This window comes from Novosphingobium rhizosphaerae (assembly GCF_050920675.1).
GTDB classification, from domain to species: Bacteria; Pseudomonadota; Alphaproteobacteria; order Sphingomonadales; family Sphingomonadaceae; genus Novosphingobium; species Novosphingobium rhizosphaerae.
In genome coordinates, this window is record NZ_CP137861.1 from 3,148,659 (window position 1) to 3,174,360 (window position 25,702).

Here is a 25,702-nt window from a genome sequence, read left to right on the forward strand (position 1 = left end):
CCGACTGACCCGCCGTCCACTTCCTCCCCGGACGGCGGGTCTTTTCGCTTCAAGCCCACAAGGTGTTGCCATGATCGACATGCCAGCCGCGCAACAAGCCCAGCCAATTCGCCAGATCGTGATCGCGGGCGGCGGCACGGCCGGGTGGATGGCGGCGTGCTATTTCGCCGGGCGTCTGGCGCGCCAGGGCGTGGGCATCACCGTGGTGGAATCGAGCGCGATCGGCACGGTGGGCGTGGGTGAAGCCACGGTGCCGGGCATACGCGACTATTTCCGTGCAATCGGCGTTTCGGAAATCGACGTGCTGCGCGCCACCGGTGGCACGGTCAAACTAGGCATCGAATTCCAGGATTGGGCGCACCCCGGCCACCGCTTCTTCCATCCGTTCGGCTTGTACGGCATGCCTTCGCGCGGTGTTCCGTTCCATCAATACTGGCTCAAGCTGCACCATGCCGGCCAGGGCCATGACCTTGGCGAATACAGCCTGTGCACCCAGATGGCGGCGCGCGGCGCGTTCATGCTGCCGCCCGAAAAACCGGTCAACGATCTGGCGGTGTTCGACTGGGCAGTGCATTTCGATGCCAGCCGTTTTGCCGCGATGCTGCGCGGCCGCGCCGTGGCCCAAGGCGTTCGGCATATCGACGACGTGATCGTTGACGTGGCGCTCGACGGCGAGAGCGGCCATATCGCCCATCTGGTCACGCAGGATCATGGCACCATCGACGGCGACCTGTTCATCGATTGCACCGGCTTTCGCTCTTTGCTGCTGGGCAAGGCGCTGGGCGTCGAATGGAACGACTGGACGCACTTGCTGCCGTGCGACCGCGCGGTGGCCATTCCCTGTGCGGCCGATCCATCGCGCGATTGGCCCTATACCGTCAGCACCGCGCGCGAGGCCGGCTGGCAATGGCGCATTCCGCTGCAGCACCGCGTGGGCAACGGCTATGTCTATTCCAGCGCCATGCTTTCCGACGACGAGGCGACCGCCAAGCTGCTGTCCCGCCTGGAGGGCGAGGCGCTGGCCGAGCCCAACCTGATCCGCTTTGGCGCCGGGCACCGCGCGCGTTTCTGGGCGGGCAATTGCGTGGCGATGGGGCTGGCGGCGGGCTTTCTCGAGCCGCTGGAATCGACCAGCATCACCCTGATCCAGACCGCGATCGAGCGGCTGGCCGATTTCTTTCCCGATGCCCATTTCGATCCGGCGCTGGCTGACGAATTCAACCGTGCGACGCGGCTGGAATATGCCCGCATCCGCGATTTCCTGATCCTGCATTACCTGGGCAACCGGCGCCTGGGCGAACCGTTCTGGGACCGCCTGCGCGATGCCGAGGTGCCCGAGATGCTTGCCCACAAGCTGCGCCTGTTCCGCGCGCGCGGGCGGCTGGTGCGCTATGAATGGGAAAGCTTTCTCGATCCCAGTTGGCTGTCGATGTACGCCGGCTTCGATTGGCTGCCCGCCACGCACGATCCGATGGCCGATCACTTTACCGACGAAGAAATTGCGCAAGCGCTGCGCCGCATGCGCGAAACCGTGGCTTCGGCTGCGGCCAGCGCACGGCCCCATCGCGATTTCATCGCACATATTGCCGCAGGAGAGCCTGTCAGCCCGATTGCGGCCTGACATGGCCCACCGGCGCCCTCCAGCTTGTAAAAAGGACGTTTGAGACATGGTTGAAGTGCGCCTTGCCGGAATCGAATTGGGCGGCACCAAGTGCATCGCCAGCCTGGCCAGCGCCGATGGTACTATTCTCGAGCAAGAGACCCTGCCCACCCTGGCACCGGAACAGACCCTGCCACCGCTTGCCGCCCTGCTGGCCAAGTGGCGCAGCGCCAGGCCGCTGGCGGCAATCGGCGTTGCTTCGTTCGGGCCGGTCGAACTTGATCCCGCAGCGCCCAACCACGGGCATATCACCAGCACGTCAAAACCCGGTTGGCGCGACACCGACGTGCTGGGCGCACTGCGCGCCGGGCACGATGGCCCCTGGGGTTTCGATACCGATGTAAACGCGGCCGCCGTGGCCGAAGGCCGCTGGGGCGCCGCGCAAGGGCTGGCCGACTATGCCTATGTCACCGTGGGCACCGGGGTGGGCGTGGGGCTGATCGTCAACGGCCTGCCCACGCGCGGCCTGGCCCATTGCGAACTGGGCCACATTCGCGTGGCACGGCGCAGCGGTGATGCCTGGCCGGGCGCATGCCCCTATCATGGCGATTGCGTGGAAGGGCTGGCATCGGGCCCGGCGATCAAGGCCCGGCTGGGCGAGCGCGCGATCCACGCCATCGCATCCGATGATCCGGTGTGGGACGAAGTGGCCCACCCTTGGCGCAAATGTGCCACACGATGCTGTTGACCACGGCGCCGCGTCGCATCCTGTTCGGTGGTGGCGTGATCCAGGGACAGCCGCAATTGATCGGCATGATCCATGCGGCCCTGCGCGAAAGCGTGGCGGGATACATGACGGTGCCGGAAGCTGCGGATTTCTGCTGCGCACCGGGCCTGGGCGACAAGGCCGGGCCGCTCGGCCCCGTGGCACTCGCGCTGGCAGCGCTCGACCATCATGCCCAGGCAGGAGCGCGGGTGGCAGCGTGACTCTGCCGGCAGGTATCGCCCGGGCCGGCGCGTCAATCCGCCGCGTCGGCCGTCCACAGCACCCGCGCGGCGGGCAGCAGGAAATGGCTGAACGGCAGGATCGCCGCGCCCACCGCCGGGGCATCTTCGGCCAGAAGCGCGCGTTGCACCGGAGACAGCACGGGAACATGCCGTCCGCGCTGTTGCAGCAAATGGTTGAGCCGATCGGCCAAGGCATCGACCCATCGCGCCGGCAGGCGGCCACCCACGAAAACCGCGGCCGGATTGATCAGGCAATTCACCGCGATCAGCGGATCGCACAGTTCTTCGGCGGCGCTTTCCACCCAGGCGGTCATCGGCGCATCGAGCCGCGGATCGTCGGGATTGCCGCGCAGGTCGCTTACCGCAAGGCCGGCGGCATCAAGCGCCCGGCGGACGCCGGAAAGCGAGACGGTATCCTGCACCTGGTGCGGGGCCTGGCCTTCTGCCCGCGCCAGCAGGAAACCGATTTCACCGCTACGCCCGTTGGCACCGCGGAAATAGGCCCCATCCACGACCAGGCCGCCGCCCAGGCCCGACGACACCAGGATGTAGAAGAAGCTGGAACAGGTTTGCCCATGGCCGAGTTGCTGTTCGCCCATGGCAGCGGCTGCCGCATCGTTTTCCACGAAGATCGGCAGATCGAACGGCCCCTGGAAAACCGCAGCGAGGTCAGTCGTTTCCCAGCAGGCGAAATCGGCGGGGCGGCCGGGCAGATCGACCAGGCCGAAATCGTCGGGCTTGGCCACGCCGACGCCGACCAGACGCTTTGGATCGACGCCAGCCTCGTCCAGCAAGCGGTGGATCGATCCACAATAGAGCGCGCGCACATCGGCGGGCATGGGAAAGGCGATGTCCTGAGTCACGCCGGCAACCACGGCACCGGTGAAATCCACCAGAACGAGCGTGATATGATCACGATCGATGTTGACGCCGATGGCATAGCAAGCGGTGCGGTTGATAACCAGGCGCGTGGCCGGCTGTCCGCGACCGCCGCGCCGCTGGCCAGCGTCTTCGATCAGGCCGTCTGCCATCAGGCGCTTGGTGATGTTGGCGATGGCCGGGGGCGTCAGCCCCGTGATCCGCGCCAGATCGATGCGGGTGAGCGGGCCGTTGACGCGGATGGCGTGCAGCGTGACGCGCTGATTGTGATCGGCCGCCCGTTCGAGATTGGTGCCGGACAGGCGGATTTGATCGCCCGCCATTACGCCCGGCCCTGCCGCAAGGCTGCCATCCGGGGCGGTTTCAACCTGATCATCGTGCCTCGATCCCATTTCCGTCTAATGCCACGCGCCGCCCGCGACACAACGTAGAAACGTACGCCCACGTGCCAAAATCGCGCCAGCTGGTCTTATTCTGGTCATTACTGGCATAGCCCGGCGCAGAAAACCAAAAAATTATTTCAACTTTCTTTAATTAAGGATGCCTAGAATGGTCCGTTCCCTGCTCCAACCCGGCCGGCACCTGCCCAACCGCCAGCGGCCGCTTCGCGCGAACCGTATCGGCACGCACACCGCCGTGGCCGCCCTCGCCCTGGCTCTCGTGGCCGGCACCGGCACACCTGCCGCCGCGCAGGCGGCGCCTGCTGCCCCAACCGACGCGGCGGCCAAGGCGCATCCCGATCTCTGGCCGCGCGCGCAATGGCCCTGGCGCGCCGACCCAGCCATGGAACGCCGCATCGCTGCCCTGGTCAAGCGGATGACCTTGGAAGAAAAAGTCGGGCAGATCCTCCAGGCCGACCTTTCGACCGTCACGCCCGAAGACGTGCACCGTTATCATCTGGGCTCGGTGCTCAACGGCGGAAATGCCGGGCCGGGCGGCAACGATTATGCCCCGGCGCCGGAATGGCTCAAGCTGGCCGACGCATTCTACGATGCCTCGGTCGACAAGAGTGACGGCGGCGTGGCCATCCCCGTGATGTGGGGCACCGATGCCGTGCACGGGCACAGCAACATCGTGGGCGCCACGCTGTTTCCGCACAATTCCGCACTGGGTGCCACGCATGACCCGGCGCTGTTGCAGAAGATCGCCGCCGTGACTGCCGCCGAAGTGCGCGTGACGGCATCGACTGGACCTTTGCCCCACGATCACTGTGCCGCAGGATACCCGCTGGGGCCGCGCCTATGAAGGCTATTCCGAAGATCCGGCACTGGTGGCCAGCTATGCCCGGCCCTTCATCGAGGGGCTTCAGGGCAAGCCCAATTCCGGGCCAGTGCTGGCCGGGCCGCACGTGATTGCCACCGCCAAGCACTTCCTGGCCGATGGCGGCACGTTCGAGGGGCGCGACCAGGGCGATGCGGTGATCGACGAAGCCACGCTGATCAAGGTGCACGCCAAGCCCTATGTCAGCGCGATCGATGCCGGTGTCCTGTCGGTCATGGCCAGCTTTTCAAGCTGGCACGGCGTGAAGATGGCCGGCAACAAGAGCCTGCTGACCGATGTGCTGAAAAAGCGGATGGGCTTTGCCGGGCTGGTGGTGAGCGACTGGAACGCGCACGGCCAGGTGGCTGGTTGCAGCAACGCCTCTTGCCCGCAGGCGGTAAACGCCGGGATCGACCTGTTGATGGCGCCAGACAGTTGGAAAGCGCTGTATCACAGCCTGATTGCCCAGGTGCGGGACGGCACCGTGCCGATGGCCAGGCTGGACGAAGCGGTGGGTGCGGTGCTGCGCGTAAAAATGCGCGCGGGCCTGTTCGAGGCGGGGCGCCCCTCTTCCCGTCCGCTGGCCGGCAATTCGATCTACTGGGCAGCGCCGCCCACCGCGCGGTGGCGCGCCAGGCCGTGCAGGAATCGCTGGTCCTGCTCAAGAACCAGGGCGGCCTGCTGCCGCTTTCGCCCAAGTCCCGCATCCTGGTGGCCGGAGACGGCGCCGATGACATTGCCCGTCAATCGGGCGGATGGACGCTGTCCTGGCAAGGCACGGGGCTTGATCCCAAGCTGTTTCCCGGCGCCACCACGCTTTGGCAGGGAATCGATGCAGCGGTGCGCACGGCCGGTGGCACGGCCACGCTTTCGCCCGATGGCAGCTTTGCCGGGCCAAAGCCGGATGCGGCGATCGTGATCTTTGGCGAAACGCCCTATGCCGAATTCCAGGGCGACGTGCGCAGCCTGCAACTGAAGCCGGACCAGCGTGCCCCGTTGGAAACCATGCGCAAGTTGAAGGCGGCCGGCGTGCCGGTGGTGGCTGTGATGCTCACCGGGCGGCCACTTTACGCCAATCCGTTCCTCAACACGGCCGATGCCTTTGTGGTGGCGTGGCTGCCCGGCTCGGAAGGCGCGGGCCTCGCCGATGGACTGCTGCGCAAGGCCGATGGCAGCGTGGCCCATGATTTCACCGGTCGCCTGCCGTTCCGTTGGCCGATGACGGCGGTGCCCGGGGGCCCCACGCTCTATCCCTCGGCCATGGCCTTTCGCTCAAGACGCCGGTGGCAGCATGGACGCCGCTGCCCGAACAATCGGGCGTGGACGACAGCGCGGGCAGCACCACCGAATATTTCCAGAAAGGCGTGCCGACGCCGGGCTGGTCGTTGGAAATCCAGAACCCGGCCAGCGGCGGGATCACCCGGATCACCAGCGTGCCGGCCAACGTGGCCGATAGCGGTGTGGCGATCACCGCCACCGATTACCAGGTGCAGGAAGGCGCGCGCACTTTTGCCTTTTCCGGCACCAAGGGTGAGGCTGCCCTGGCCTTGACCACTCACGCGCCGGCCGATCTTTCGCGCGAGACCAATGGCGAAATGATGCTGGTGGCCACGATCCGCGTGGACACCAAGCCGACCGCACCGGTGACCCTGGCCATGCGCAGCGGCGCACAGACCGCGCGCCTGCCACTGGGCACGCTGGACATGCTGCCGCGCGGTAGCTGGACCACGCTGGGCGTGCCGCTGCAATGCTTGCGCAAGGCCGGCGCCAGCGTCGGCGCGGTGGATGCGCCGCTGATCCTGTCCACGCCCGGCGCCATGACCGTGAGCCTGGCGCGGGTGAAGCTGGGCATGGACGCGCAAGTGCGTCTGGATTGCGCCACGCATTGACGCCAATGGCGGGCGGGACCAGCCAAGGCCCCGCCCGCCCCATCAATCAGTGTGAGAGACGCGTGGCCAGCTCTTCCAGATCGACCCCGCGCGTTTCGGGGAAGAACCGCCAGACCACCACGGCCTGCACCGCCATCGCGACCGCGAAGACCACGAAGGGCAGGCTTTGCGTGAACTGCGCCACCACCGGAAAGGCGAAACTGATGGCGGCATTGAGCACCCAGTGCGTGGTGCTGCCCAGCGCCTGCCCGCGCGCGCGGACCGGCGTGGGGAAGATTTCCGACAGATAGACCCAGATGACCGCGCCTTGCGAAAAGGCAAAGGCCGCGATGAACAGCACCAGCAGCGGCAGAAGGAACTGCGCCCCGCTGCCCGTGGCATAGATCGCGGCAACGCCGGCCAGCGCCACCGTGGTGCCGACCGCACCGGTGAGCAGCAACGGGCGGCGGCCGATGCGATCGATCACGGTCATGGCCACCATCGTGGCGATCAGGTTGGTCAACCCGATGGCAACCGCCTGAAGATCGGCGGAAACCCCGGTGAAGCCGGCAGCGGCGAAAATGTCGTTCAGGTAATAGAGGATGGCGTTGATGCCCGACAACTGGTTGAACGCGGCAATCGCCAGGGCCAGAAGGATCGGCCGACGGTGGCGCCGCCATTCCAGGCGAGCGTGGCCCTGATCAGCCGAATCTAGCGCCAGCGCTTCAAGTCCAAGCCGCTTGGCTGCCGCTTGTGCGGCCTGCGCCCGGCCCTTGGTGGCCAGCCAGCGCGGGCTTTCGGGAATGCCCGGCATCATGGCCACGAAGAACAGCGCCGGAAGCGCGGCAATGCCCAGCTTGGCGCGCCATGCCAGGTCGGCCGGAAGGGACAGCGCCAGCAGCCAGTTGCTGCAATAGGCGAGCAGGATGCCGGCGACGATATTGAACTGGAACATGGCGACCAGGCGCCCGCGCCGCGCCGCCGCGCTGACTTCGGAAATATAGACCGGCGCCAGCACCGATGATCCGCCGATGGCGAGGCCACCCAGGAAGCGGAACGCCACGAACACGCCCATGCCGCCTGCCAGGGCCGAACCGATCGCCGAAATCAGATAGGCGACGCCAATCCAGATCAGCACGCGGCGGCTGCCCAGGCTATCGCCCAGCCGCCCCGCGACGCTGGCCCCGACCAGCGTGCCCCACAGCGCCGAGGAGACGGCGAGGCCCAAGCCCGTTGCCGAAAGTGCGAAATGGTGGCGCAAGGCCTCAGTCACCCCGGAGATCACCGCGGTATCGAAACCGAACAACAAACCGGCAAGACTGGCGGCCACCGCCGCCTTGAGCGCGGCACCGCGCATGGGCTGGAGCGTCGCTCCCCCTGCGCCAGCACCGCCCTGGACATTTGCGTGCATTGCTCTCTCCCAATGAATAATTCAATTTGACTTATTAATTCGGTTTGCGTCAAAAAGGAACCGACGATGATGGGATGGCAGGCCGCACGATGCCGCATGCCATACACCGGCGGGCACGCCCGGCCAAGCGGGCGGCTTGCGGATTTGGAGAGGGATTTTCGATGCGTTTTGCCACAAGCCTGCTTGCTGCCACGATCCTGGGCGGAGCAATGGCTCCCGCTGCCATGGCCGCGCCGGTTGCCAACGGCGGCCCATGGAACGCCGCCGTGCTTCAGGGCGGCATCGGCATTGCCCGTGATGTGCCCGTCGATGCACCGCTGCTGGCCCCGCGCGCGCCGACCGGCTTTGCCGCCTGGGTGCGACCGCAGGCGAGCCAAGCCGGCAGCGTGGTCTTGCTGGCGTTGGGCGAACCGGCGGGTGCATGCCGCTGCTTGCTGCTGGTCGATGGCAAGCCGGCGCTGCGCGTTGGCGGCGCCGTGCTGAGCGCGCCGCGCGCGCTGGCGGCGGGCCGCTATGCCCATGTCGCGGCCAGTTGGAACGGCAGCGAGGCGGTGCTCTATGTCGATGGGCAGGAAGTGGCGCGTGGCGCGTTGGCCGATGCCGGCGTCCTGGCGCCCCGCCTGGCACTGGCGCCTGCCCTGCCCGGCAGCCCTCATTTCGGCGGCGATCTGGTCGACGCGCGGATCGAGGATGGCGTCCTGACGGCCCCTGCCGTGCAAGCACTGGTCGCAGCGCGCCCGGATTTCGATCTGGTGCAGATGTGGCATGTGGGCGTGGGTTGGGAATTCCAGAAGACCGCCAACACCGGCTATTGGCGCCAGCAAGACCCATGGACCCTGCCGCAGGGCAAGGGCGGCTTCTCCGCGCCCGTGGCCAAGCCGGCGCCCGCGCTGCCCGCCGCACAACCCGTGGCGCCGGGCCTGTGGCGCATCAACGGCTGGCAACTGGCCGGCGCGCCCGATGTGCCGGGCGCCGATGGCGCTGCGCTGTCGCGCCCCGGCAGCCCCAAGGGCACCTGGCGCGCTGCCACCGTGCCGGGCACGGTGCTGACCACATTGGTCGATCGCGGGGTCTATCCCGATCCCTATTACGGCCTCAACAACATGCGCATTCCCGAAAGCCTGGCGCGGCAGGACTGGTGGTATCGCACCAGCTTCACCGTGCCGGCCGAGGCGGCGGGCAAGCGGCTGACGCTGAAATTCAATGGCATCAACTATGCCGCGCAGATCTGGGTGAATGGCCAGCAGGTGGGCCAGACCAAGGGCGCCTTTGCCCGTGGCGAGTTCACCCTGGTGCCGGTGGCCGGCGAAAACGTGATCGCGGTGCGCGTGTCCCCACCGCCGCACCCCGGCATTCCGCACGAACAGTCGATCAAGGCGGGCGTCGGCGAAAACGGCGGGCAACTGGCCATCGACGGCCCTACTTTCGTGGCGACCGAAGGTTGGGACTGGATCCCCGGCATCCGCGACCGCGACACCGGCCTGTGGCAGGACGTGCAACTGGAAGCCCATGGCGATGTGCGCCTGCTCGACAGCCAGGTGGTGACCGACCTGCCCCTGCCGCGCACGGACAGTGCCGACGTGCTGATCACGGTGCCGCTGCGCAACGATGCCGATACCCCGCGGACCGTGACGGTGCGCGCCGCGTTCGATGACGTCAGCGTGGAACGCACGGTGACTTTGGCGCCGGGCGAAGGCGAAGTGCGCTTCACCCCCGCCGATTTCCCGCAATTGCGGGTGAAGAACCCCAGGCTGTGGTGGCCCAATGGCTATGGCGAGCAGGCGCTGCACCCATTGCACATCACCGCCGCGGTGGATGGCGCCGTGTCTGACCGGGCGGAAACCCGCTTCGGCATTCGCGAAGTTTCCTACGATCTTTCGCTGATGGACCATGCCGGCGTGCTGCGCCGGGTGAACGTGCAGACCACCGACGGGCGCCTGGCCGGGCAGAAACTGATCGATGTGCGGCATGAGGCGATTCTGGAAACCCCGCGCGGCTGGGTGGAATCGCTGACCGCAGCGGGCGAGACGTCGCCCGCCGTGCAGGCGCTCGGCGCGGCCGATACCCTGCCCGAGCCGCACCTGACGATCCGCGTCAACGGCGTGAAGATCGCCGCGCGCGGCGGCAGCTGGGGCATGGACGATGCGATGAAGCGCGTCTCGCGCGAGCGGCTGGAACCCGCGTTCCGCCTGCACAAGGACGCCCATCTCAACATCGTCCGCAACTGGATGGGCAACAATTCCGAGCCGGAATTCTATGACCTGGCCGACGAATACGGCATGATGGTGCTCAACGATTTCTGGCAATCGACCCAGAATTTCCAGGTGGAACCGCAAGACCCGCAACTGTTCCTGGCCAATGCCGCTGACGTGGTGAAGCGCTATCGCAACCACCCCTCCATCATCATCTGGTTCGGTCGCAACGAAGGGGTGCCCTACCCCGCGCTCAACGAAGGGCTGGACGACCTGCTGTTCAAGCTGGACGGCACGCGCTGGTTCACCGGCAGTTCCAACACGGTGAACCTGCAAGGCTCCGGCCCCTACAACTATCGCCAGCCCGAAGGCTATTTCACCGACCTGGCCACCGGCTTCTCGGTGGAGACCGGCACGCCCAGCCTGGCGACCGCAGCGGCCATTGCGCAATATGTGCCCGAGGCCGACCGTTGGCCGCTGAGCGACACGCTGGCCTATCATGACTGGCATTTTTCGGGGAATGGCGACACCAAGACGTTCATGGAGAGCCTCAACCGCCGGTTCGGCGCGGCGACCAGCTTTGCCGATTTCGAACGCAAGGCGCAGATGATGAACCTGGAAACGCACCAGGCCATGATCGAAGGGTTCCTGGGTCACTTGTGGACCAAGAACAGCGGGCGCCTGTTCTGGATGACGCATCCGGCCTGGACGTCGAACGCCTGGCAGATCTACAGTTCTGACTTTGACACGCACGCCGCCTATTACGGCGCGCAGCGCGCCGCGCGGCCGCTGCATGCGCAGCTCAACCTGCCCGACAATGCGCTGGTGCTGGTCAACACCACGCGCGATGATGTGCGCGGGCTGACAGTCACCAGCACGGTGACCGACCTTGCCGGGAAGGTGCTGTTCTCTCGTCGTGACCGCGCCGATGCGTTGTCCAATCGCGATACCCCGCTCAAGGCCCTGCCGCTCGACGCGATCTTTGCCAAGGTGCCGATGGTCCTCGTCACCCTCAAGGTTGCCGACAAGGCGGGCAAGACGCTGACCGACACGGTCTATTGGCGCGGCAAGGATGAAGATGCCTATCGCGCGCTCAATGCCATGGCGCCTGCGCCGCTGGCGGTGAAAACCACGGCGGCACGCAGTGTGGGGGCAGAGCAGGAAGTGGCCGTGACGCTCACGAACAGCGGCACCACGCCGGCGCTCAACGCGCGCGCCACGCTGGTGGACGCGGAGGGCAAGCGCGTGCTGCCGGCCTATTACAGCGACAACTATGTGGCGGTGATGCCTGGCGAAAGCCGCACGATCACGGTGCGCTGGCCGGCAAGCGCGGGCACGCCCGCAGCGGTGACGCTGGAAGGCTGGAACGTGCCGGCTGCCAGCAGCGGCCTGGCGCAGTGAAGGGGCGGTGTTGGCTGGCAGCGCTGGCGCTGGCCGGCGCGCCGGCACTGGCGGCCCCGCCGCCGGTGGCGCAGAGCCAAAGCGGCCCGCTTGTCGGTACGGCGGATGCCAATGGCGTGCTGCGCTTTCGCGCCGTGCCCTATGCCGCGCCGCCGCTGGCTGCCTTGCGCTGGCAACCGCCGCAGCCCCCCGCCCGGTGGACAAGCCCACGCGACGCCACCCATGAGGGCGCGTCTTGCCTGCAGAACGACTATGGCTGGAACCACGCCGATTATGTGCGCGGCAGCGAGGATTGCCTGACGCTCGACATTGCCACGCCATCGCTGGCTGGAAAGCGCCCGGTGATGGTGTGGATCCACGGCGGCAGCAACCGCGCCGGATCGGCCGGCGGCACGGTCTTGAGCGATCCGCCGCACCAGGGCGCGGTACTGGTGGCGATCCAATATCGGCTGGGTATCTTCGGTTTCCTGCCGCATCGCGCGCTGGCGGCAGAGCAAGGCGGCAAGGCGGGCAACTATGGCCTGATGGACCAGATTGCCGCGCTGCGCTGGATCAAGGCCAATGTGGCCCGCTTTGGCGGCGATCCCGACCGGATCATGATCTTTGGCGAAAGCGCCGGGGCCGAAGACGTCGGCTACCTGCTGGCCAGCCCGCAGACGCGGGGGCTGTTTGCCGCTGCCGCGCTGCAAAGCGGCACGCCCGGCTTCGGCCTGCCGCCGCGCCCTTTGGACGAGGCGCTGCGCCTGGGCGACCAGCTCGATGCCGTGCTGGGCACCGATGGCAGCGCGGCGCCCTTGCGTGCGGCATCGCCCCATGCCCTGCTCGAGGCGGACAAGGCGCTGCACGACGGCGCGCTGGAAAGCGATGATTTCATGTGGTTGCGCACCACCATCGACGGCGCCGTGCTGCCCGCCGCGCCCGAAGCGCTGCTGGCCAAGGCATCGCCACGGCCGGTGATCGTGGGATCGAACCGCGCCGAATTCGGCCTGCCTGGCGGGCGGCCGCACCGCGATGGCAACGTGGCCCTGGCGTTCGGGCCGAACGAAGCGCAGGCGCGTGCGTTCTATCGCCTGGATGAGGGCGATCCGCCGGAAGACCCGCGCCTGGGCAGCCGCGACTTGCGCATTGCCACCGATATCCTGTTCCGTTGTCCGTCGGGGCGCATGGCCGATCTGCTCGCCGCGCATGGCTGGCCGGTGTGGCGCTATGAGCTGGACCTGGCTCCGGGCGGCGCGCGCAGCTTCCACGGATCGGACATCGGCTATGTTCTGGGCAAGGCCCCCCTGCCCGATGGCAGTTCGTTGCAGGCGCACTGGCTGTCGCTGGCCGCCACGGGGGCGCTGCTGTCCACCTGGCCCGGCTATGCCCCCGCGCGCACCCATGTTGCAATCAGCCCGCAAGGCGTCACCACCGGCCAGGCGCTGGCCGACATTCCCTGCCGTTGGAGCCGCTACCTGTGACCACTCCTGCCAATCGCCGCCATGTCCTGGGCCTGATCGCAACCGCTCCGCTGGGCGTGGCGGCCGCATCGCAAACGGCCAAGGCGGCCGACCTTGCCGCAGCGCCCGCTGCTCTGAGCGATGAAGAACGCCGCCGCCTGACCGATTTTCCCTGGCTGGGGCGCTATGCCGCCGACAATGCCCGCGTGATCGCCTCGGGTACGCGCGTGAACCTGGTGTTCATGGGCGACAGCATCACCCAGGGCTGGCCCGACAAACGCCCGGCCTTTTTTGCGCAAGGGAGCCGCGTGGGGCGTGGCATCGGCGGGCAAACCACCCCGCAGATGGTACTGCGCATGATGGCCGACGTGATCGCCTTGCGCCCCCGTGCCGTCCACATCATGGCCGGCACCAACGACATCGCCGGCAACACCGGCCCGATGACCGCGCAACAGACGCATGACAACCTGGCGGCCATGGCCACGCTGGCCCAGGCCAACGGCATTGCCGTGCTGCTGGGGTCCGTGCCACCGGCCGCCAACTATCCCTGGCGGCCGGGGCTCGACACGGTGACGCCGATCGCGGCTGTCAACCAATGGCTTGCCGCCTATGCGGCGCAACACGGGCACACGTTCGTGGATTACCACACCGCGTTGCAGGATGGCACCGGCGGCATGCGGCCGGGCCTGGCCTACGACGGCGTGCACCCCACCGAAGCCGGCTATGCCACGATGGAGCAGGTGCTGGAGCCGATCCTGGCGGCCAAGAGCCTCAGTTGACGCGGCCTGGGTCGGTCCGCGCGGCCTGCACCGTTTCCTGAATGAAACCCAGCTTGGCCACGATCACCTCGGACAAGTGGAACGGGTAGAGATCGGACTGCCCCATCGCGCGGTTCAACGCGTTCATGGCAAAGGACACCGGCGCCATTTCCGTGGCGAGCGCGGCTGCATCGGCGCGATAGGGGTCGAACTCCACCGCCACCTGGCCATCGCCGTCGTGCCCGCCAAAGGCCGTGAGCGACAGGTCGAAACCGCGCGCCGTGGCCAGCACGTCCACGATGTGGAGGTAGTGCGCGAAGGTTTCGGCAAAATCCTCCCACGGGTGGCTGGTGGCATAGACGCTGACGAAATCCTCGGTCCAAGGCTGCGCACCGCCGTTGTAATGCGCGGCCAGGGCGGCGGCATAATCGATGCGCTCGTCCCCGAACAGCGCGCGGAACCGCGCCAGACGGTCGGGATCGATCGCCACCAGGCGTGACCAGAAGTGATGGCCCACCTCGTGCCGGAAATGGCCCAGCAGCGTGCGATAGGGCTCACCCATGTCGAGCCGCACCCGCTCGCGATGGGCGTCGTCGGCTTCGGCCACGTCCAACGTGATCAGGCCTTCGTCGTGCCCGGTGATGATCTTCTTTTCACCGCCCCCGACCGCGTCGGGATCGTACAGAAAATCGAACGCCAGGCCCTGGACACTGTCGGTCTCCTCCGCCTTGGTTTCCAGCGGCAGACCCAGGCGGATCAAGGTGTGGAACAGGCGCCGCTTGGCTTCCTCCACCCGCGCCCAAAGCGGCGGCACCGCCGGATCGGCCAGATCGGGGATGGTACGGTTGTGGCGGCAGGCCCGGCACATCCCGTCGTCCACATCGGGTGTGGTCAGCCAGTTGCAGATGCCGAAATCGTTGTTGTTGGCGCAGACCACCAGGTCCGCAGCATCGCCATGGCGATCGCGCCAGGTGGTGCCATTGTCGGCAAGATAGCGAAACCGATCGATGGCCGGATCATAGCCCAGCGTTGCCGTGCAATCGGGGCAGACCCGAACTTCGAAATGATTGAGGCGCAGGCAATTGGGGCAGGCAAAGGGACGCATCGGGACGGCTCCGGCTGGGAAAGGCGGCAGGGTGGGCGGCCAAGGCAGTTGGCGTGGGTGACTACGCCGCGTGCGCTATCCTGTTCCTATCCAGATAGTCCCATTGCCGGGGCGTTGCGCGGTTGCAGCACCGATCGCGATTGGGCACAAGCCCGTACGCCATGAAGAAAAAGCGCCGCTACCTTACCGCCACCATGCCCGATGGCTATGTCAAGACGATCGGGCCGACGACCGATACCTTTACCCATTACTGGCGCATCGTGGCCCAACTGGAAAACGGCAAGACCGAGGTGTTCTGGGGCCACACCCGATCTTTGGCGGAGGCGCGGCGCAAGGAAGCCCCCGCGCGCGAGGCTGCGCGCATGCGCGGCTGGCAAAGCCACGTCTTTGAGATTGCCGAACTCGTCGAAACGCCGGGCTGAATGCATGCCCGGGGCAACAACCGCTGCCCCTGGCATGCCAATTGTTACTTGAGCACGGCTTCACGCAGGAGCGTGGTGGAGAGGATCGTGCGGATCGACGCGCGCGAGGCCTGGCCCTGGTTTGCCTGGGCGATCGAACCGAAGATTTTCTTTTGCAGGGCATAGCCATCGGCCACGGAGCGATCGAAGGCCGCCATGTTGGCATATTCCACCGCCAGGATCACGTCGCCCTCGCCTTTGCGCGGCGCGCCGACCAGCAGGACCTTGTAGCTCTTGATCACCCCCGCTTTCTTGAGGGCTTCTTCCTGGGCTTTCCATTCGGTATCGAGCCACTGCAGGTAATCGTCGAAATGCCCGTCGGTGGTGGCAATTTCGGAATATTCCCACACAGTTCCGTTTTCGAACACGGGCGCCTCGGGATCGGTGGCGGCAAGTGCAGGCGTGGTGGACAAGGCCAATCCGGCGGCGGCGACGAGAACAGAGCGCATCGAAAATCCCCCCATCAAAGCATGTGGCAATATCCGCGCCGATCACAAGGCATGTTGCGATCAAGGCCATAGTCAACAACTGCGGACCTGCAGAAAATTGACCGAGGGATTGGCCATTCACAACTGAAAAAATTTGATCTGTGCGCCGTGACAATGTAATCGTTTCACCTGGGGACGACGGCCGGGCGACCGGCCAACGATCCGATCCCGATGCCGGCGCGCTCCACCGGCGCATGATTGGCATCGGGCATCGGTTGTGATGGGGGGACAGGCCATCGACACCATGAACTGGCCGCCGGCCTGGCGGGCCGTGCTGGCACATCCGGCGTTCGACAGCGCCGGTCGGCAACTGGTTGGCAACATGCTGCTCGTTTGCGAGGAAGACGAGCGGATGGGCGCGGTGTGCAAGGACGCCGGCCGCTATCTTTGCGCGATGTATGCGATGCATCTCGATCCGCGCGGGGGCATCACGCAATCCGCGCTCAAGGCCATTTGCGCCGCATCGGGCTTTCTCAGCGCGGGGCGCGCACGGTCTTTGCTCGCGTTCCTGCAACATCTCGATTTCCTGCGCGCCGCCACGCCAGGCGCCCGGCCGATGCGCTATCACCCCACGCCGCGGTTCATGGCTGCGTGGCGGCGCCATCTGGAACTGGCGCTGCGCGCGGCCGCCTTGCTGGCGCCGGAACTCGATGGCCTGGCAACGCAGTTGACCGACGACACGCTTTTCCGCCGTTTTCTCGACGTGCAGATCACCCGGCTGCACCAGGCCGCGCTTGGCCCAGATCCGGCGCCGTTGGTGCGCGGCTTGTTTCTGCATCCCTATGCCGGCTCGCAACTGCTGTGGGCGCTATCGGGGCATGGGCAAGGCGACGCACCGTTTCCCCCGCGCGAGCCGGTGCCGATCGTCTTGAGCCACCTCGCCAAGCGCTTTGGCGTCACCCATGTGCATCTGCGCGGTCTTTTGCGCCAAGCCCATGCGCAGGGCATGATGGTCCGGATCGACCGTGGCCGGGTGGAGTGGTCTGCGCCGGGACGCGCCATGGTTCGCGCGCATTTCGCCGCGCAACTGGCCGAATTGATCGACGCGGGCCGCGCGGTTCTGCCGCCCGCGCCCGACACCACCACCGCCAGTCAGTTGCTGGAACCCACCGGCTAGGGCGACAACCAAGCCGCCAAGACCAATCGCAACCTGTTTGGATATTGTTGTGGGGCGTTAGCTCCGAAATTGACATTCCTTTACAGGCCAAGGCGCGGGCGATGTGCGAAGGGGGAAGCATATTCGCTTCGGGACTTGGCTCGTGACCACAAACGCCCACCATCAGCACTGGCAGCACCCGCATTGGCGCATGGCGCCTGACATGCCTCTCGGTCGCGACCGTGGCTTCAAGATGGCGTTTATCGTGGGCATCAACAGCGCGCTGTGGGTCGCGATGCTCGCAACGGCCTGGTTCCTCACCCACGGTTGAAGCGCCAGCGCGGACGCATCGCCCCCCTCTGTGAGCTCACCCTAACTGTTGCGCCATCTTGTTGCGCATGCGCCGTGGGTGCGGGATTCAGCCTCATCATCGGGGGATCGTCGATCCTGAAGGTGAGGCTGCAGCGCCCGTACAAGCGGCTGGCAGTGGCCATTAGGCCTAACCCCTCCACCGGGGGGCCTGATCGGGCGGGGTGCCTGATCGGCATATGATCCACACCCTTGGACCGCCCGTACATGCCCTTGGCCGAACACCCCAAGCGCAGACAAAGCGTGGTACTTGCGTACAGCGCCTGGGTCGCGGCGCGTGGGCCCTCGTGCGATGCGCTCCTGACCGCGCTGCGCCAGAACCTGCAACGCTTGCGCTTCAACCCTTGATCGGTAACGCCAATGTGAATGTCGTGCCCCGCCCCGGCGCGGTTTCGCAGGCAATGGTGCCGTGATGGCGGACCATCACCGTGTGCACGAAACTGAGGCCAAGGCCCGCGCCGCTGGTCTTGGGGCCGAGCCCGACCGGGCCACGCAGGAAGCGCTCGAACATTCGCGCACGCAGGTCTTCATCCATGCCGCAGCCCTGGTCTGCGATCGAACATAGGGCCCAGTGGCCGCCATCGGCGCGATCCTCGCGCGTGAGGGTGCACGTGATGCGCGTGCCCTCCGGGCTGTATTTGATGGCATTGCCGATGACGTTGACCAGCGCGCGGGTGAGCAGTGACCGTTCGCCCAGCACCAGCATCGGCTCTTCGCCCTGCGTGACGATCTCTATCGCCTTGGCATTGGACTGCGGCCACAGATCGTCGATCGCGTCGATGAGCATGTCGCCCAGGTCAACCTCTTCCAGCGCGTATTCCAGGTATTCGGCGCGGGCCAGTTGGACGAAGCCATCCGCCAGGCGCAAGGTCCGCTCGGCATAATGGCGAATGGCACCCGCTTCCACCGGATTGATCCGGTCGGGCGCGGCTGTTTCGAGCACCGCCAGGATCGACGCCTGCGGCGAGCGCATGTCGTGCGTGAGCAATTGCACCACATCGTCGCGCTGGCGTTGGGCGGCCTTTGCCTCGCTGATATCGACAAAACGGATGATCCAGCCGGCGCGCTGGCCATCGGCCTGGGTCTGCGGAGCGATGCCCACCAGATAGAAATGCGCCTGGTCACGCTGTACTTCGTGCGTGGCTGGCGCGCTCGCTTCTGGCGGGAACGGCACCGCCACGCCGCTGCCAGCCAGGCGCACCGCTGCAAGCAGATCGCTTGCCTGGGTAACGCCCGCCTCGATCCTGCGGTCGAAGCTGGCAAACAGCCGATGTGCCGCGGCGTTGGCCAACACGATGCGGCCGGGCAGATCGGCCACCAGCGTGGCATCGGGCAACTGGTCCAGCCGGTCGGCCACGAAATGGCGCATCTCGCGGTTGCGGGCGATGGCGGCGTGAAGCAAGGCAATGGTATCGGCCATCCCGCGCCGTCCCGGCCGCGACAGCACCACGCGCGGCAACAGCGATGGCTCTTCATTCAGGCGCTGCAACTGCGCGCGCATGAACTGCTCGATCACCGCCAGTTGCCGCCAGCCCCACAGCGGATAGGCCACCGCCAACCCCGCGAGCGCCGCACCCGGTGGCAGCCACAGGCGCAGCACCAGCAAGCACAGCGCGGAAACCGCCACCACCGCTGCGCTGCTCAGCCCCACGACCACCAGCGCCGGTGCCCGGCCCAAGGGGCCCAGGCCGATCATCAAGGCCCACAGCGGGACAAGCCCCAGCGCAAGCAACGCAATCGGCCCGGCCGGCCGGATCATCGCGCGATTGATCAGGCCCTGCAACAGGTGCGCCTCGATCTCCAAGCCCGACATCACCCGCCCGGTGGGCGTGGGATAGCGGCTGCCCAATCCGGTGGCGGTGGCGCCCACCACCACCACGCGATCGCGCAACAGTTCGGGCGGCACTTCACCAGCCAGGACGGCGGCGGCCGAAACTTCGGACCAACGCCCACCACCTGCACCAAACGGGATCAACCGCGCGCCCACGGGGATCTGCGCCGCCGCGTCCGGCTGCGCGCGGCGCAGCGCGGCCTGGGCCGCCAGCGCCATGAGATGTTGCGGCTGCCGTGTTCGCGACGCCACGGTGGCCGTGCGCACCACGCCATCGGCATCGGGATCGACCGAGGCATAGCCAATGCCCGTCGCCGCCTGGCGCACCGCCTCGATCGGCAGCACCGGTTCGGCCATGGTGCCGGCGGCACCATGGGGCGGCGGCAACATCGGCAGGAAGATCGGCCCGGCAGCAGCGATCGCCTCGCCCAACCGGGCATCCACGGCGGGATCGCCGGGCTCGGTAAACAGCACGTCATAGGCAATCGCGCGCGGATTTCCGGCCTTGATCCGATCGATCAGCGCGGCGTGGGTCGTGCGGTTCCACGGCCAGCCCCCCATGCGCGCGATGCTTTCGTCATCGATTTCCACCAGCAGCACCGATTGGCCCGATGCGGGCCCGCCCAGCTGCAACAGGTGATCATAGATCGCATTGTCGAACCGCAGCATCGTGCGGTCGAGCGTGAGCACCAGCACCAGCACACTTGCCGCCACCAGGATCAGCCACCACTGCGTCCGCAGTTTCAGCTGATGGCCCAGGCTCACCAGGAAGCCTCGATCCGCACGTCCTGGTAATCGCTCCAGTGCGACACCGTGGTGCCACCCACCACTTCATCGATCCGCACCCGCCAGCGATAGCGCCCCGCGGGCAGCGCCAGGCCCACCAGCATATGGCTGGAAAGGCCGGGGCGATCGATTTCGGGACGATCTTCGCGGCCGGGCCTGGCCAGCTGGAAGTGGAACGTTGCCTGGCTGTCGTAAGCCGGGTCCCAATGGAACACATATTGCCGCACCGGGCCGTTCCAGCTTTCTTCCACCGAAAGGCGCAGGCTGTTTTCCAGGCGTCGGTCGAACTGCGCGATGGCAGGCTTGCCTTCCAGGCCGTGGTCGTCGATCGCGGTGGCGCGCACGAAATAATGGCCATCCGGCTGGGCGGCAAGCTGCGCCGTGGTTTCGGCCCCCACCGTCTCGTCCAGCACTTTGACGAACTCGGCATCGGCAGCCAATTGCACGTGGTAGCCCCGCGCGCCGGGTTGGGCTTGCCAGGCAAAGCGCAGCTGCGGGCCGGCCTGCGGGCTGCCGGCATCGATCCATTGCGGCGCGGGCAGCAGTGCCACCGGCTCGTCAAGATCGCTGGCCGATCCAAAGCCCGCTGGCAGCACCTGCGCCGCGCGCCCGCTGGGATCGAAACCCACTTTCCCTTCCAACACCTCGCTGGTGGCGCGGTGGCTTTGCGCGTCATAGCTCATGCGGAAGTGCGTGCCGCGCACTGACGTGACCGCGCCGGGTGTGGCGAACTGGAACGTGCTGGCCGGATCGGTCATCGGGGTGACGGCAGCGCTGGCGTGGCCACGCTCGATCGCGAAGAGGCGCTCGACATGCGCGTCGAGCACCACTTTGCGCAAGCGGCGCACGCGCACGGCCGATTGCGATGGCAGGGCAATGCTGGTGGCATCGGGCAAAGTCACCGTCACGAAAGACTTCTGCCCGGTTTCCAACAGCATGCCTTCGGCCACCGGCATGCCGTTGGCCGCCGGGCGGCCATCGATGCGCACCGCGCCACGCCAGCTCAGCACTGTACCGCGCACCGTCTCATGCTTGAGCAGCACGCGCGGGATCAGCAAGGTCTTGCCGATCGGCAGCCGCAACGGATCGGCGACGTGGTTGATCTGCTGCACCTGCCGATAGGTTTCGGGGCGAATCAGATAGTCGCTGGCCAGGCGGAACAGGTTGTCGCCGGGACGGACCAGATAGCGAACCATGTCATCGGGCGCCGGGGTAAACGCACTGGCCCCTTGGGGCGGGTTCGCGGCCAAGGCCGGCGCCGTGCCGACGGCAGTGAGCAACAGGCCCAGCGCCAGGGCCGCGGCTTCAGGACGCAAGCGCTTCAAGGCGATATCCGTAGGCATAGATCGGCACCAGTTTGAACCCGTTGCCCGGCCGCAGGTTTAGCTTGGTGCGGATGTTGGAAATATGGGCATCGAGCGTGCGCGTGGGAAGGTCGGGATTGCGGCCCCACAGGGCCTCGAAGATATAGGCCCGCGACAAGGCGCGGTGCATGTTGCGGAACAGCAGGAGCGCGAGTGCGAATTCCTTGGCGGTGAGCGCGATGCCCTGCCCGGCCAGTTCCACCGTGTCAGCACGTGTATCGAACTTGTAGGGACCGAATTGCTCGACCATCGGTGCCGTTGCCGGATAGGCACGGCGCACCAGCGCGTTGACCCGCGCTTTGAGCACGGCGGGGGTGACCGGCTTGATCACGTAATCGTCTGCCCCGGCCGACAGGCCAGCAACGATGTCTTCCTCGGCCGAGCGACTGGTCAGCATCAGCGCCGGTGGCGGCACTTCCAGGTTCCCGCGCGTCCATTCGATAATGGCCAGCCCGGTCATGCCCGGCACATTCCAATCGAGAATCAGCAGGTCATACGTGGCGCGATGCAGGGCACGCGTCAGCACCTGCCCGTCGCCGAACACCTCGCACGTGTGCCCCGCCTCGGCCAGGGTCATTTCCACCAACCCCGCCAAGGCCACGTCATCTTCCAAAATCGCTATGCGCACGTCGGCCCTTCTGCGCCCGCAATTCCGGGCGATCTCTCGCCTCCATAGCAATGCACGCGCGCATTGCGAGATAGCGCATAAACCCTTTGCAATGTTTTACAGCAGGGCAAAAAGAAACAAATCTACGCAACAGATACCAATTTGGTGCATTCCCGAACGCCGTAAAGTCTGGCATCAAGGTGTGCACAGCGGGCGAAGAGCCCAGGCGGAACGCTGTGCCGAACGCACGAGGGAACGGCATGGACCGCACGGATGAAGCCAAACGCCTGACGAACCTGGACTATGGCGATATCGCCATCGTCGATGGCTGTCTGGGCGGGCTGATTGGCGTGGCCCCCAATGCCTACGTACTGATCCGACCCGACCTGACGATTGCCGGCTGCAACGATGCCTATGTCGCCGCGGTCGGTCGCTCGCGCAACACCTTCGTGGGCATGGGCATGTTCGAAGCCTTTCCGAGCCCACCCGACAGCGAAAGCTATCGCCTGCTGCGCCATTCGCTCGAGCGGGTGATCCATACCCACAAGACCGACCATATCGCGTTCATCCCCTACGCGGTGGGAGATCCCGGGACGGTGCCGACCATGCGCTATTGGAGCGCGACGCACGTTCCGATCATGGCCGCGCCGGGACAGTTGCGCTATATCCTCCAGCATACCGCCGATATCACGGCCTTGCTGACCCAACCCGACGATGCCGGGCGCAGCGCGATCCTGGAAGCCGGCATCCTGATGCGAGCCAACCAGGTTCAAGCCGAAAGCGAGCGCCTGCGCGACCTGTTCGACCAGTCCCCCGGGTTCGTGGGCATTCTGCGCGGGCCCGATCACGTGTTCGAGATTGCCAACACCGCCTATCGCCGCCTGGTGGGTGACCGGCCCCTGCGTGGCCTTACCGTGCGCGAAGCCCTGCCCGAAGTGGTGGAGCAAGGTTTCATCGACCTGTTGGACAAAGTCTATCACACCGGGCAGCCCTATATCGGCCGGGGCGTGTCGATCATGCTGCAGCAGGCGCCGGGCTTGCCCCAGGAAGAGCGCTTCGTCGATTTCGCCTATCAGCCGCTGCGCGATTCCAGCGGCGCGATCCATGGCATTTTCGTGCAAGGCGTGGACGTTACCGAACAGCACCGCACCGAACTGCGCATGGCCACGATCATGCGCGAGAGCGTGCACCGCATCAAAAACACGCTTGCGATGGCCCAGGCGGTGGTTTCAGCCACCTTGCGCACGGCGCAAGACGTGCCCGCGGCCCGCCGTGATATCCTCGCCCGCCTCAGCGTGCTGGCCGTGACTCAGCCAGCGCTGATCGAAGGCCGCGTGGCCCCGTCCGACATTGCGCTGATCGTGGCAGCGGTGATGAAATTGCATGTCGATCTGTTCGGGCGGATCACCATGCAGGGCCCGAACGCGGACATCGAACCCGCTGCGGCGCAGGGCCTGGCACTGATTCTCCACGAACTGGCGACCAATGCCATCAAGTATGGTGCGCTGTCGAACGACACGGGCACGGTGTCGATCAACTGGGCCGTGATCGAGCCGGAAAACCGCGTGGAACTGCTGTGGCAGGAACGTGGCGGCCCGGCCGTGCGCCAGCGCGAGACCAAGGGCTTTGGCACCACTCTCATCGAGCGCGCATTGCCCCGTTCGACCGGCAATCATGTGGACCTGACCTTCGCCCCGCTGGGGGTCGAGTGCCGTATCAGCGTGGCCTTGCGCCGGCCCGAAGCCGCGCGGAATTGAGCCAGGGCCGGTTGGCCTGGCAACGCGCCTTCAGGACGGCAGCAGCATCAGTCAAACGGCCCAAGACTGCCGCACAGCTCGCAAGGCCCCGCCGCTTCCTGCGCATTCTTGCCCGGCATCTGGCTGCGAAAGGCCAGGATTTGCGTGCGGATCGACGCAAAAGCAACATCGGCCAGCCGCCGTGCCTCGGTTTCGCCGCGGATAAGGTCGTGCTGCAAGAGGCCGAGGGATAGCATCAGCATCATGTCGGCCATGGTGCCCCGCGCCTCGGCCATGGCCGGCCCTGGCAACAGCACTTCCAGCGCCTGAAGCAGCGCGCCATGCACTTGCTGGTGGCACCCGTCGAAAATGCCGGCCACTTTCGGGTTGCGCGCCGCTTCGGCCACGATGTCGGCAATCAACACGTTGGTGCAATCGGGATCGGGATCGAGAAATTCGCGCAGCCACTGCCACACGGCCGCCTCGTCGCCATCGGCCACGCTGCGCACGATGTCGCTCCCGATCAGGAATTCGCTGCTGTCCTGGGCAACGATGGCGGCGATGATCGCCTCCTTCGAGGCGAAGTCGCGATAGAGCTGGCCCACGGCAACGCCCGATTCCTTGGCGATCTGCGCCACCCCCGTTGCGTGAAAACCGTTTTCGATAAACAGCTTGCGAGCCGCACTTATGATCTTGTCGCGCCTTTCAGCCGCCTTGCCGCCCGTCCTCAGGCATGTTGGCATGTAGTCAGTCACCATGTCTAATCTCTCTACCCGTATTTTACTTCTTGACCACTGCCCCCCGGCGCAGTAGCGGAATTGTGAGTGATCGTTCACTCTCATACACTGATCGGCAGGATTTTGCATGACATTTTTGCGGCACGTGACACCGGCCCTGGCCTTGGCCCTTGCGGCATGTGGATCGCACACCCCTGGCGCGGGTGAACCTGGCGGTGCTGGTGGCAACGCGCCCCCGCCAGTTTCGGTGGTCGCCGTTCGCGAGGAGCCACTGTCGATCAGCGCCGAATTCCCCGGCCGCACGGTTGCCTATGAAACTTCGGACGTGCGCCCCCAGGTCAACGGCCTGATCCAGGCGCGCTTGTTCACCGAAGGCGAATTCGTGCGCGCCGGCCAGCCGCTCTATCGCATCGATCCCGCGCCTTATCAGGCCCAGGTTTCGAGCGCGCGTGCCGCCTTGACCAAGGCCCAGGCAACCATCGCCTCGACCGAGGCGCTTGCCCGCCGTTATGGCGAACTGGTCAAGATCAACGCGATCGCGCGCCAGGACTATGAAAACGCGGTTGCCAGCGCCGGCCAGGCCCGCGCCGATGTTGCCGCGCAGCAGGCTGCGCTGCGCACTGCGCAGATCGATCTGGGCCGCACCACCATCCGGGCACCGATCAGCGGGCGCATCGGGCGTTCGCTCACCACCACGGGCGGGCTGGTTTCGGCTTCGCAGACCACGGCGCTGACAACCATCCAGCGTATCGATCCGGTCTATGTCGACATTCCCCAATCGAGCGCCGACCTGCTCAAGCTGCGGCGCCAGATCATGGACGGCAAGCTGACCAAGGACGGCAAGGCCAAGGTGCAACTCATCCTGGAGGACGGCAGCACCTATCCGCTGGAAGGCGACCTGCTGTTCACCGACGTCACGGTCGACCAGGCCACCGGTTCGCAAGTCCTGCGTGCGGTGTTCCCCAATCCGCGCAGCCTGCTGCTGCCGGGCATGTTCGTGAGGGCAAAGCTGGTCCAGGGCACGGTGCAAAACGCCATCGCCCTACCCCAGCAGGCTTTGACCCGCGATGAACACGGCGATGCCGTGGCCATGGTCGTGGGCGCACAGAACAAGGTCGAACAGCGCCAGATCCAGACCGGCGGCACGCAGGGCGACAAGTGGATCGTCACGGGCGGTCTGCGCAGCGGCGACAAGGTCATCGTCGAAGGCGGGATGATGCTGCAACCGGGCATGGCGGTAACCCCGCAGCCGTGGAACCCCAACGCGCCAGCGGCACAGCCCGCGGCAGCGGCCAAGGGAAAGTAA

At 66.4% G+C, this 25,702-nt stretch carries 20 protein-coding genes and 2 pseudogenes; 14 read left to right on the top strand and 8 right to left on the bottom strand.

Annotation, left to right across the window (positions count from 1 at the left end):
- Window positions 1-70: 70 nt before the first annotated feature.
- From R9J51_RS14370 to R9J51_RS14380, 3 genes are read left to right on the top strand one after another with little or no spacing between them, the layout of a single operon-like run.
- On the top strand, window positions 71-1,621 hold the full coding sequence (locus R9J51_RS14370) for a tryptophan halogenase family protein (RefSeq protein ID WP_432787500.1): 1,551 nt from the start codon (window positions 71-73) through the stop codon (window positions 1,619-1,621).
- 46 nt (window positions 1,622-1,667) lie between these two features.
- Window positions 1,668-2,348, top strand: a complete 681-nt coding sequence (locus R9J51_RS14375; protein ID WP_432787501.1) for an ROK family protein — start codon at window positions 1,668-1,670, stop codon at window positions 2,346-2,348.
- Window positions 2,339-2,587, top strand: a complete 249-nt coding sequence (locus R9J51_RS14380) for a hypothetical protein (RefSeq protein ID WP_432787502.1) — start codon at window positions 2,339-2,341, stop codon at window positions 2,585-2,587. Before R9J51_RS14375 ends, R9J51_RS14380 begins: the two co-directional genes overlap by 10 nt.
- A gap of 32 nt (window positions 2,588-2,619) precedes the next feature.
- Here the strand turns inward: R9J51_RS14380 and R9J51_RS14385 are convergent, their stop codons facing one another.
- Complete coding sequence (locus tag R9J51_RS14385) at window positions 2,620-3,810, bottom strand: ROK family transcriptional regulator (protein ID WP_218843481.1); 1,191 nt, start codon at window positions 3,808-3,810, stop codon at window positions 2,620-2,622.
- Window positions 3,811-4,036: 226 nt separating this feature from the next.
- Between R9J51_RS14385 and R9J51_RS14390 the strand changes: the two genes are divergently transcribed.
- The 4 genes and pseudogenes from R9J51_RS14390 to R9J51_RS14405 all read left to right on the top strand — a co-directional run bounded on the left by R9J51_RS14390 (window position 4,037) and on the right by R9J51_RS14405 (window position 6,636).
- On the top strand, window positions 4,037-4,732 hold the full coding sequence (locus R9J51_RS14390) for a glycoside hydrolase family 3 N-terminal domain-containing protein (RefSeq protein ID WP_432787504.1): 696 nt from the start codon (window positions 4,037-4,039) through the stop codon (window positions 4,730-4,732).
- Window positions 4,698-5,219: pseudogene (locus tag R9J51_RS14395) on the top strand (glycoside hydrolase family 3 N-terminal domain-containing protein); the annotation flags it as partial. The gene R9J51_RS14390 and the pseudogene R9J51_RS14395, both read left to right, overlap by 35 nt.
- Window positions 5,220-5,458: 239 nt before the next feature.
- A pseudogene (locus R9J51_RS14400) lies at window positions 5,459-5,914 on the top strand (glycoside hydrolase family 3 protein); the annotation flags it as partial.
- A gap of 44 nt (window positions 5,915-5,958) precedes the next feature.
- Complete coding sequence (locus R9J51_RS14405) at window positions 5,959-6,636, top strand: putative glycoside hydrolase (RefSeq protein WP_432787505.1); 678 nt, start codon at window positions 5,959-5,961, stop codon at window positions 6,634-6,636.
- A 46-nt stretch (window positions 6,637-6,682) separates the two neighbouring features.
- On the opposite strand, the gene R9J51_RS14410 is transcribed toward R9J51_RS14405, so the two are convergent.
- Complete coding sequence (locus tag R9J51_RS14410) at window positions 6,683-8,026, bottom strand: sugar porter family MFS transporter (RefSeq protein WP_432787506.1); 1,344 nt, start codon at window positions 8,024-8,026, stop codon at window positions 6,683-6,685.
- Between the two features lie 161 nt (window positions 8,027-8,187).
- On the opposite strand from R9J51_RS14410, the gene R9J51_RS14415 reads away from it, so the two are divergent.
- From R9J51_RS14415 to R9J51_RS14425, 3 genes are read left to right on the top strand one after another with little or no spacing between them, the layout of a single operon-like run.
- Window positions 8,188-11,619: a glycosyl hydrolase 2 galactose-binding domain-containing protein gene (locus tag R9J51_RS14415; RefSeq protein ID WP_179504843.1), complete on the top strand. Its 3,432-nt coding sequence runs from the start codon at window positions 8,188-8,190 to the stop codon at window positions 11,617-11,619.
- The gene (locus R9J51_RS14420) at window positions 11,616-13,079 is read left to right on the top strand and encodes a carboxylesterase family protein (protein ID WP_179504844.1); all 1,464 of its coding nucleotides are present in this window, start codon (window positions 11,616-11,618) and stop codon (window positions 13,077-13,079) included. The genes R9J51_RS14415 and R9J51_RS14420 overlap by 4 nt, the downstream gene beginning before the upstream one ends.
- Window positions 13,076-13,837: a GDSL-type esterase/lipase family protein gene (locus tag R9J51_RS14425; RefSeq protein ID WP_179504845.1), complete on the top strand. Its 762-nt coding sequence runs from the start codon at window positions 13,076-13,078 to the stop codon at window positions 13,835-13,837. Before R9J51_RS14420 ends, R9J51_RS14425 begins: the two co-directional genes overlap by 4 nt.
- Here R9J51_RS14425 and R9J51_RS14430 read toward each other — a convergent pair.
- On the bottom strand, window positions 13,830-14,921 hold the full coding sequence (locus R9J51_RS14430) for a zinc-binding metallopeptidase family protein (RefSeq protein WP_168555072.1): 1,092 nt from the start codon (window positions 14,919-14,921) through the stop codon (window positions 13,830-13,832). The genes R9J51_RS14425 and R9J51_RS14430 overlap by 8 nt on opposite strands.
- A gap of 161 nt (window positions 14,922-15,082) precedes the next feature.
- Between R9J51_RS14430 and R9J51_RS14435 the strand changes: the two genes are divergently transcribed.
- On the top strand, window positions 15,083-15,343 hold the full coding sequence (locus R9J51_RS14435) for a hypothetical protein (protein ID WP_168555073.1): 261 nt from the start codon (window positions 15,083-15,085) through the stop codon (window positions 15,341-15,343).
- Window positions 15,344-15,387: 44 nt separating this feature from the next.
- Here R9J51_RS14435 and R9J51_RS14440 read toward each other — a convergent pair whose 3' ends face one another.
- The gene (locus R9J51_RS14440) at window positions 15,388-15,831 is read right to left on the bottom strand and encodes a hypothetical protein (protein WP_179504846.1); all 444 of its coding nucleotides are present in this window, start codon (window positions 15,829-15,831) and stop codon (window positions 15,388-15,390) included.
- Window positions 15,832-16,114: 283 nt separating this feature from the next.
- Between R9J51_RS14440 and R9J51_RS14445 the strand changes: the two genes are divergently transcribed.
- Window positions 16,115-16,987: a hypothetical protein gene (locus tag R9J51_RS14445; protein ID WP_179504847.1), complete on the top strand. Its 873-nt coding sequence runs from the start codon at window positions 16,115-16,117 to the stop codon at window positions 16,985-16,987.
- A gap of 685 nt (window positions 16,988-17,672) precedes the next feature.
- Here R9J51_RS14445 and R9J51_RS14450 read toward each other — a convergent pair.
- The 3 genes from R9J51_RS14450 to R9J51_RS14460 are packed head-to-tail and all read right to left on the bottom strand — an operon-like array spanning window position 17,673 to window position 21,944.
- Window positions 17,673-19,931, bottom strand: a complete 2,259-nt coding sequence (locus R9J51_RS14450; protein ID WP_432787507.1) for a CHASE2 domain-containing protein — start codon at window positions 19,929-19,931, stop codon at window positions 17,673-17,675.
- The gene (locus tag R9J51_RS14455) at window positions 19,928-21,277 is read right to left on the bottom strand and encodes a FecR domain-containing protein (RefSeq protein ID WP_432787508.1); all 1,350 of its coding nucleotides are present in this window, start codon (window positions 21,275-21,277) and stop codon (window positions 19,928-19,930) included. Before R9J51_RS14455 ends, R9J51_RS14450 begins: the two co-directional genes overlap by 4 nt.
- Window positions 21,258-21,944 carry a response regulator gene (locus tag R9J51_RS14460; RefSeq protein WP_168555076.1) on the bottom strand — a complete coding sequence of 229 codons (687 nt, stop codon included), beginning with the start codon at window positions 21,942-21,944 and terminating at the stop codon, window positions 21,258-21,260. Before R9J51_RS14460 ends, R9J51_RS14455 begins: the two co-directional genes overlap by 20 nt.
- A 239-nt stretch (window positions 21,945-22,183) precedes the next feature.
- Here R9J51_RS14460 and R9J51_RS14465 point away from each other — a divergent pair, with 239 nt between their 5' ends.
- Window positions 22,184-23,680, top strand: a complete 1,497-nt coding sequence (locus R9J51_RS14465; protein ID WP_179504848.1) for a PAS domain-containing protein — start codon at window positions 22,184-22,186, stop codon at window positions 23,678-23,680.
- A gap of 47 nt (window positions 23,681-23,727) precedes the next feature.
- On the opposite strand, the gene R9J51_RS14470 is transcribed toward R9J51_RS14465, so the two are convergent.
- On the bottom strand, window positions 23,728-24,417 hold the full coding sequence (locus tag R9J51_RS14470; protein ID WP_248291630.1) for a TetR/AcrR family transcriptional regulator: 690 nt from the start codon (window positions 24,415-24,417) through the stop codon (window positions 23,728-23,730).
- Between the two features lie 106 nt (window positions 24,418-24,523).
- On the opposite strand from R9J51_RS14470, the gene R9J51_RS14475 reads away from it, so the two are divergent.
- Window positions 24,524-25,702, top strand: a complete 1,179-nt coding sequence (locus R9J51_RS14475) for an efflux RND transporter periplasmic adaptor subunit (RefSeq protein ID WP_179504849.1) — start codon at window positions 24,524-24,526, stop codon at window positions 25,700-25,702.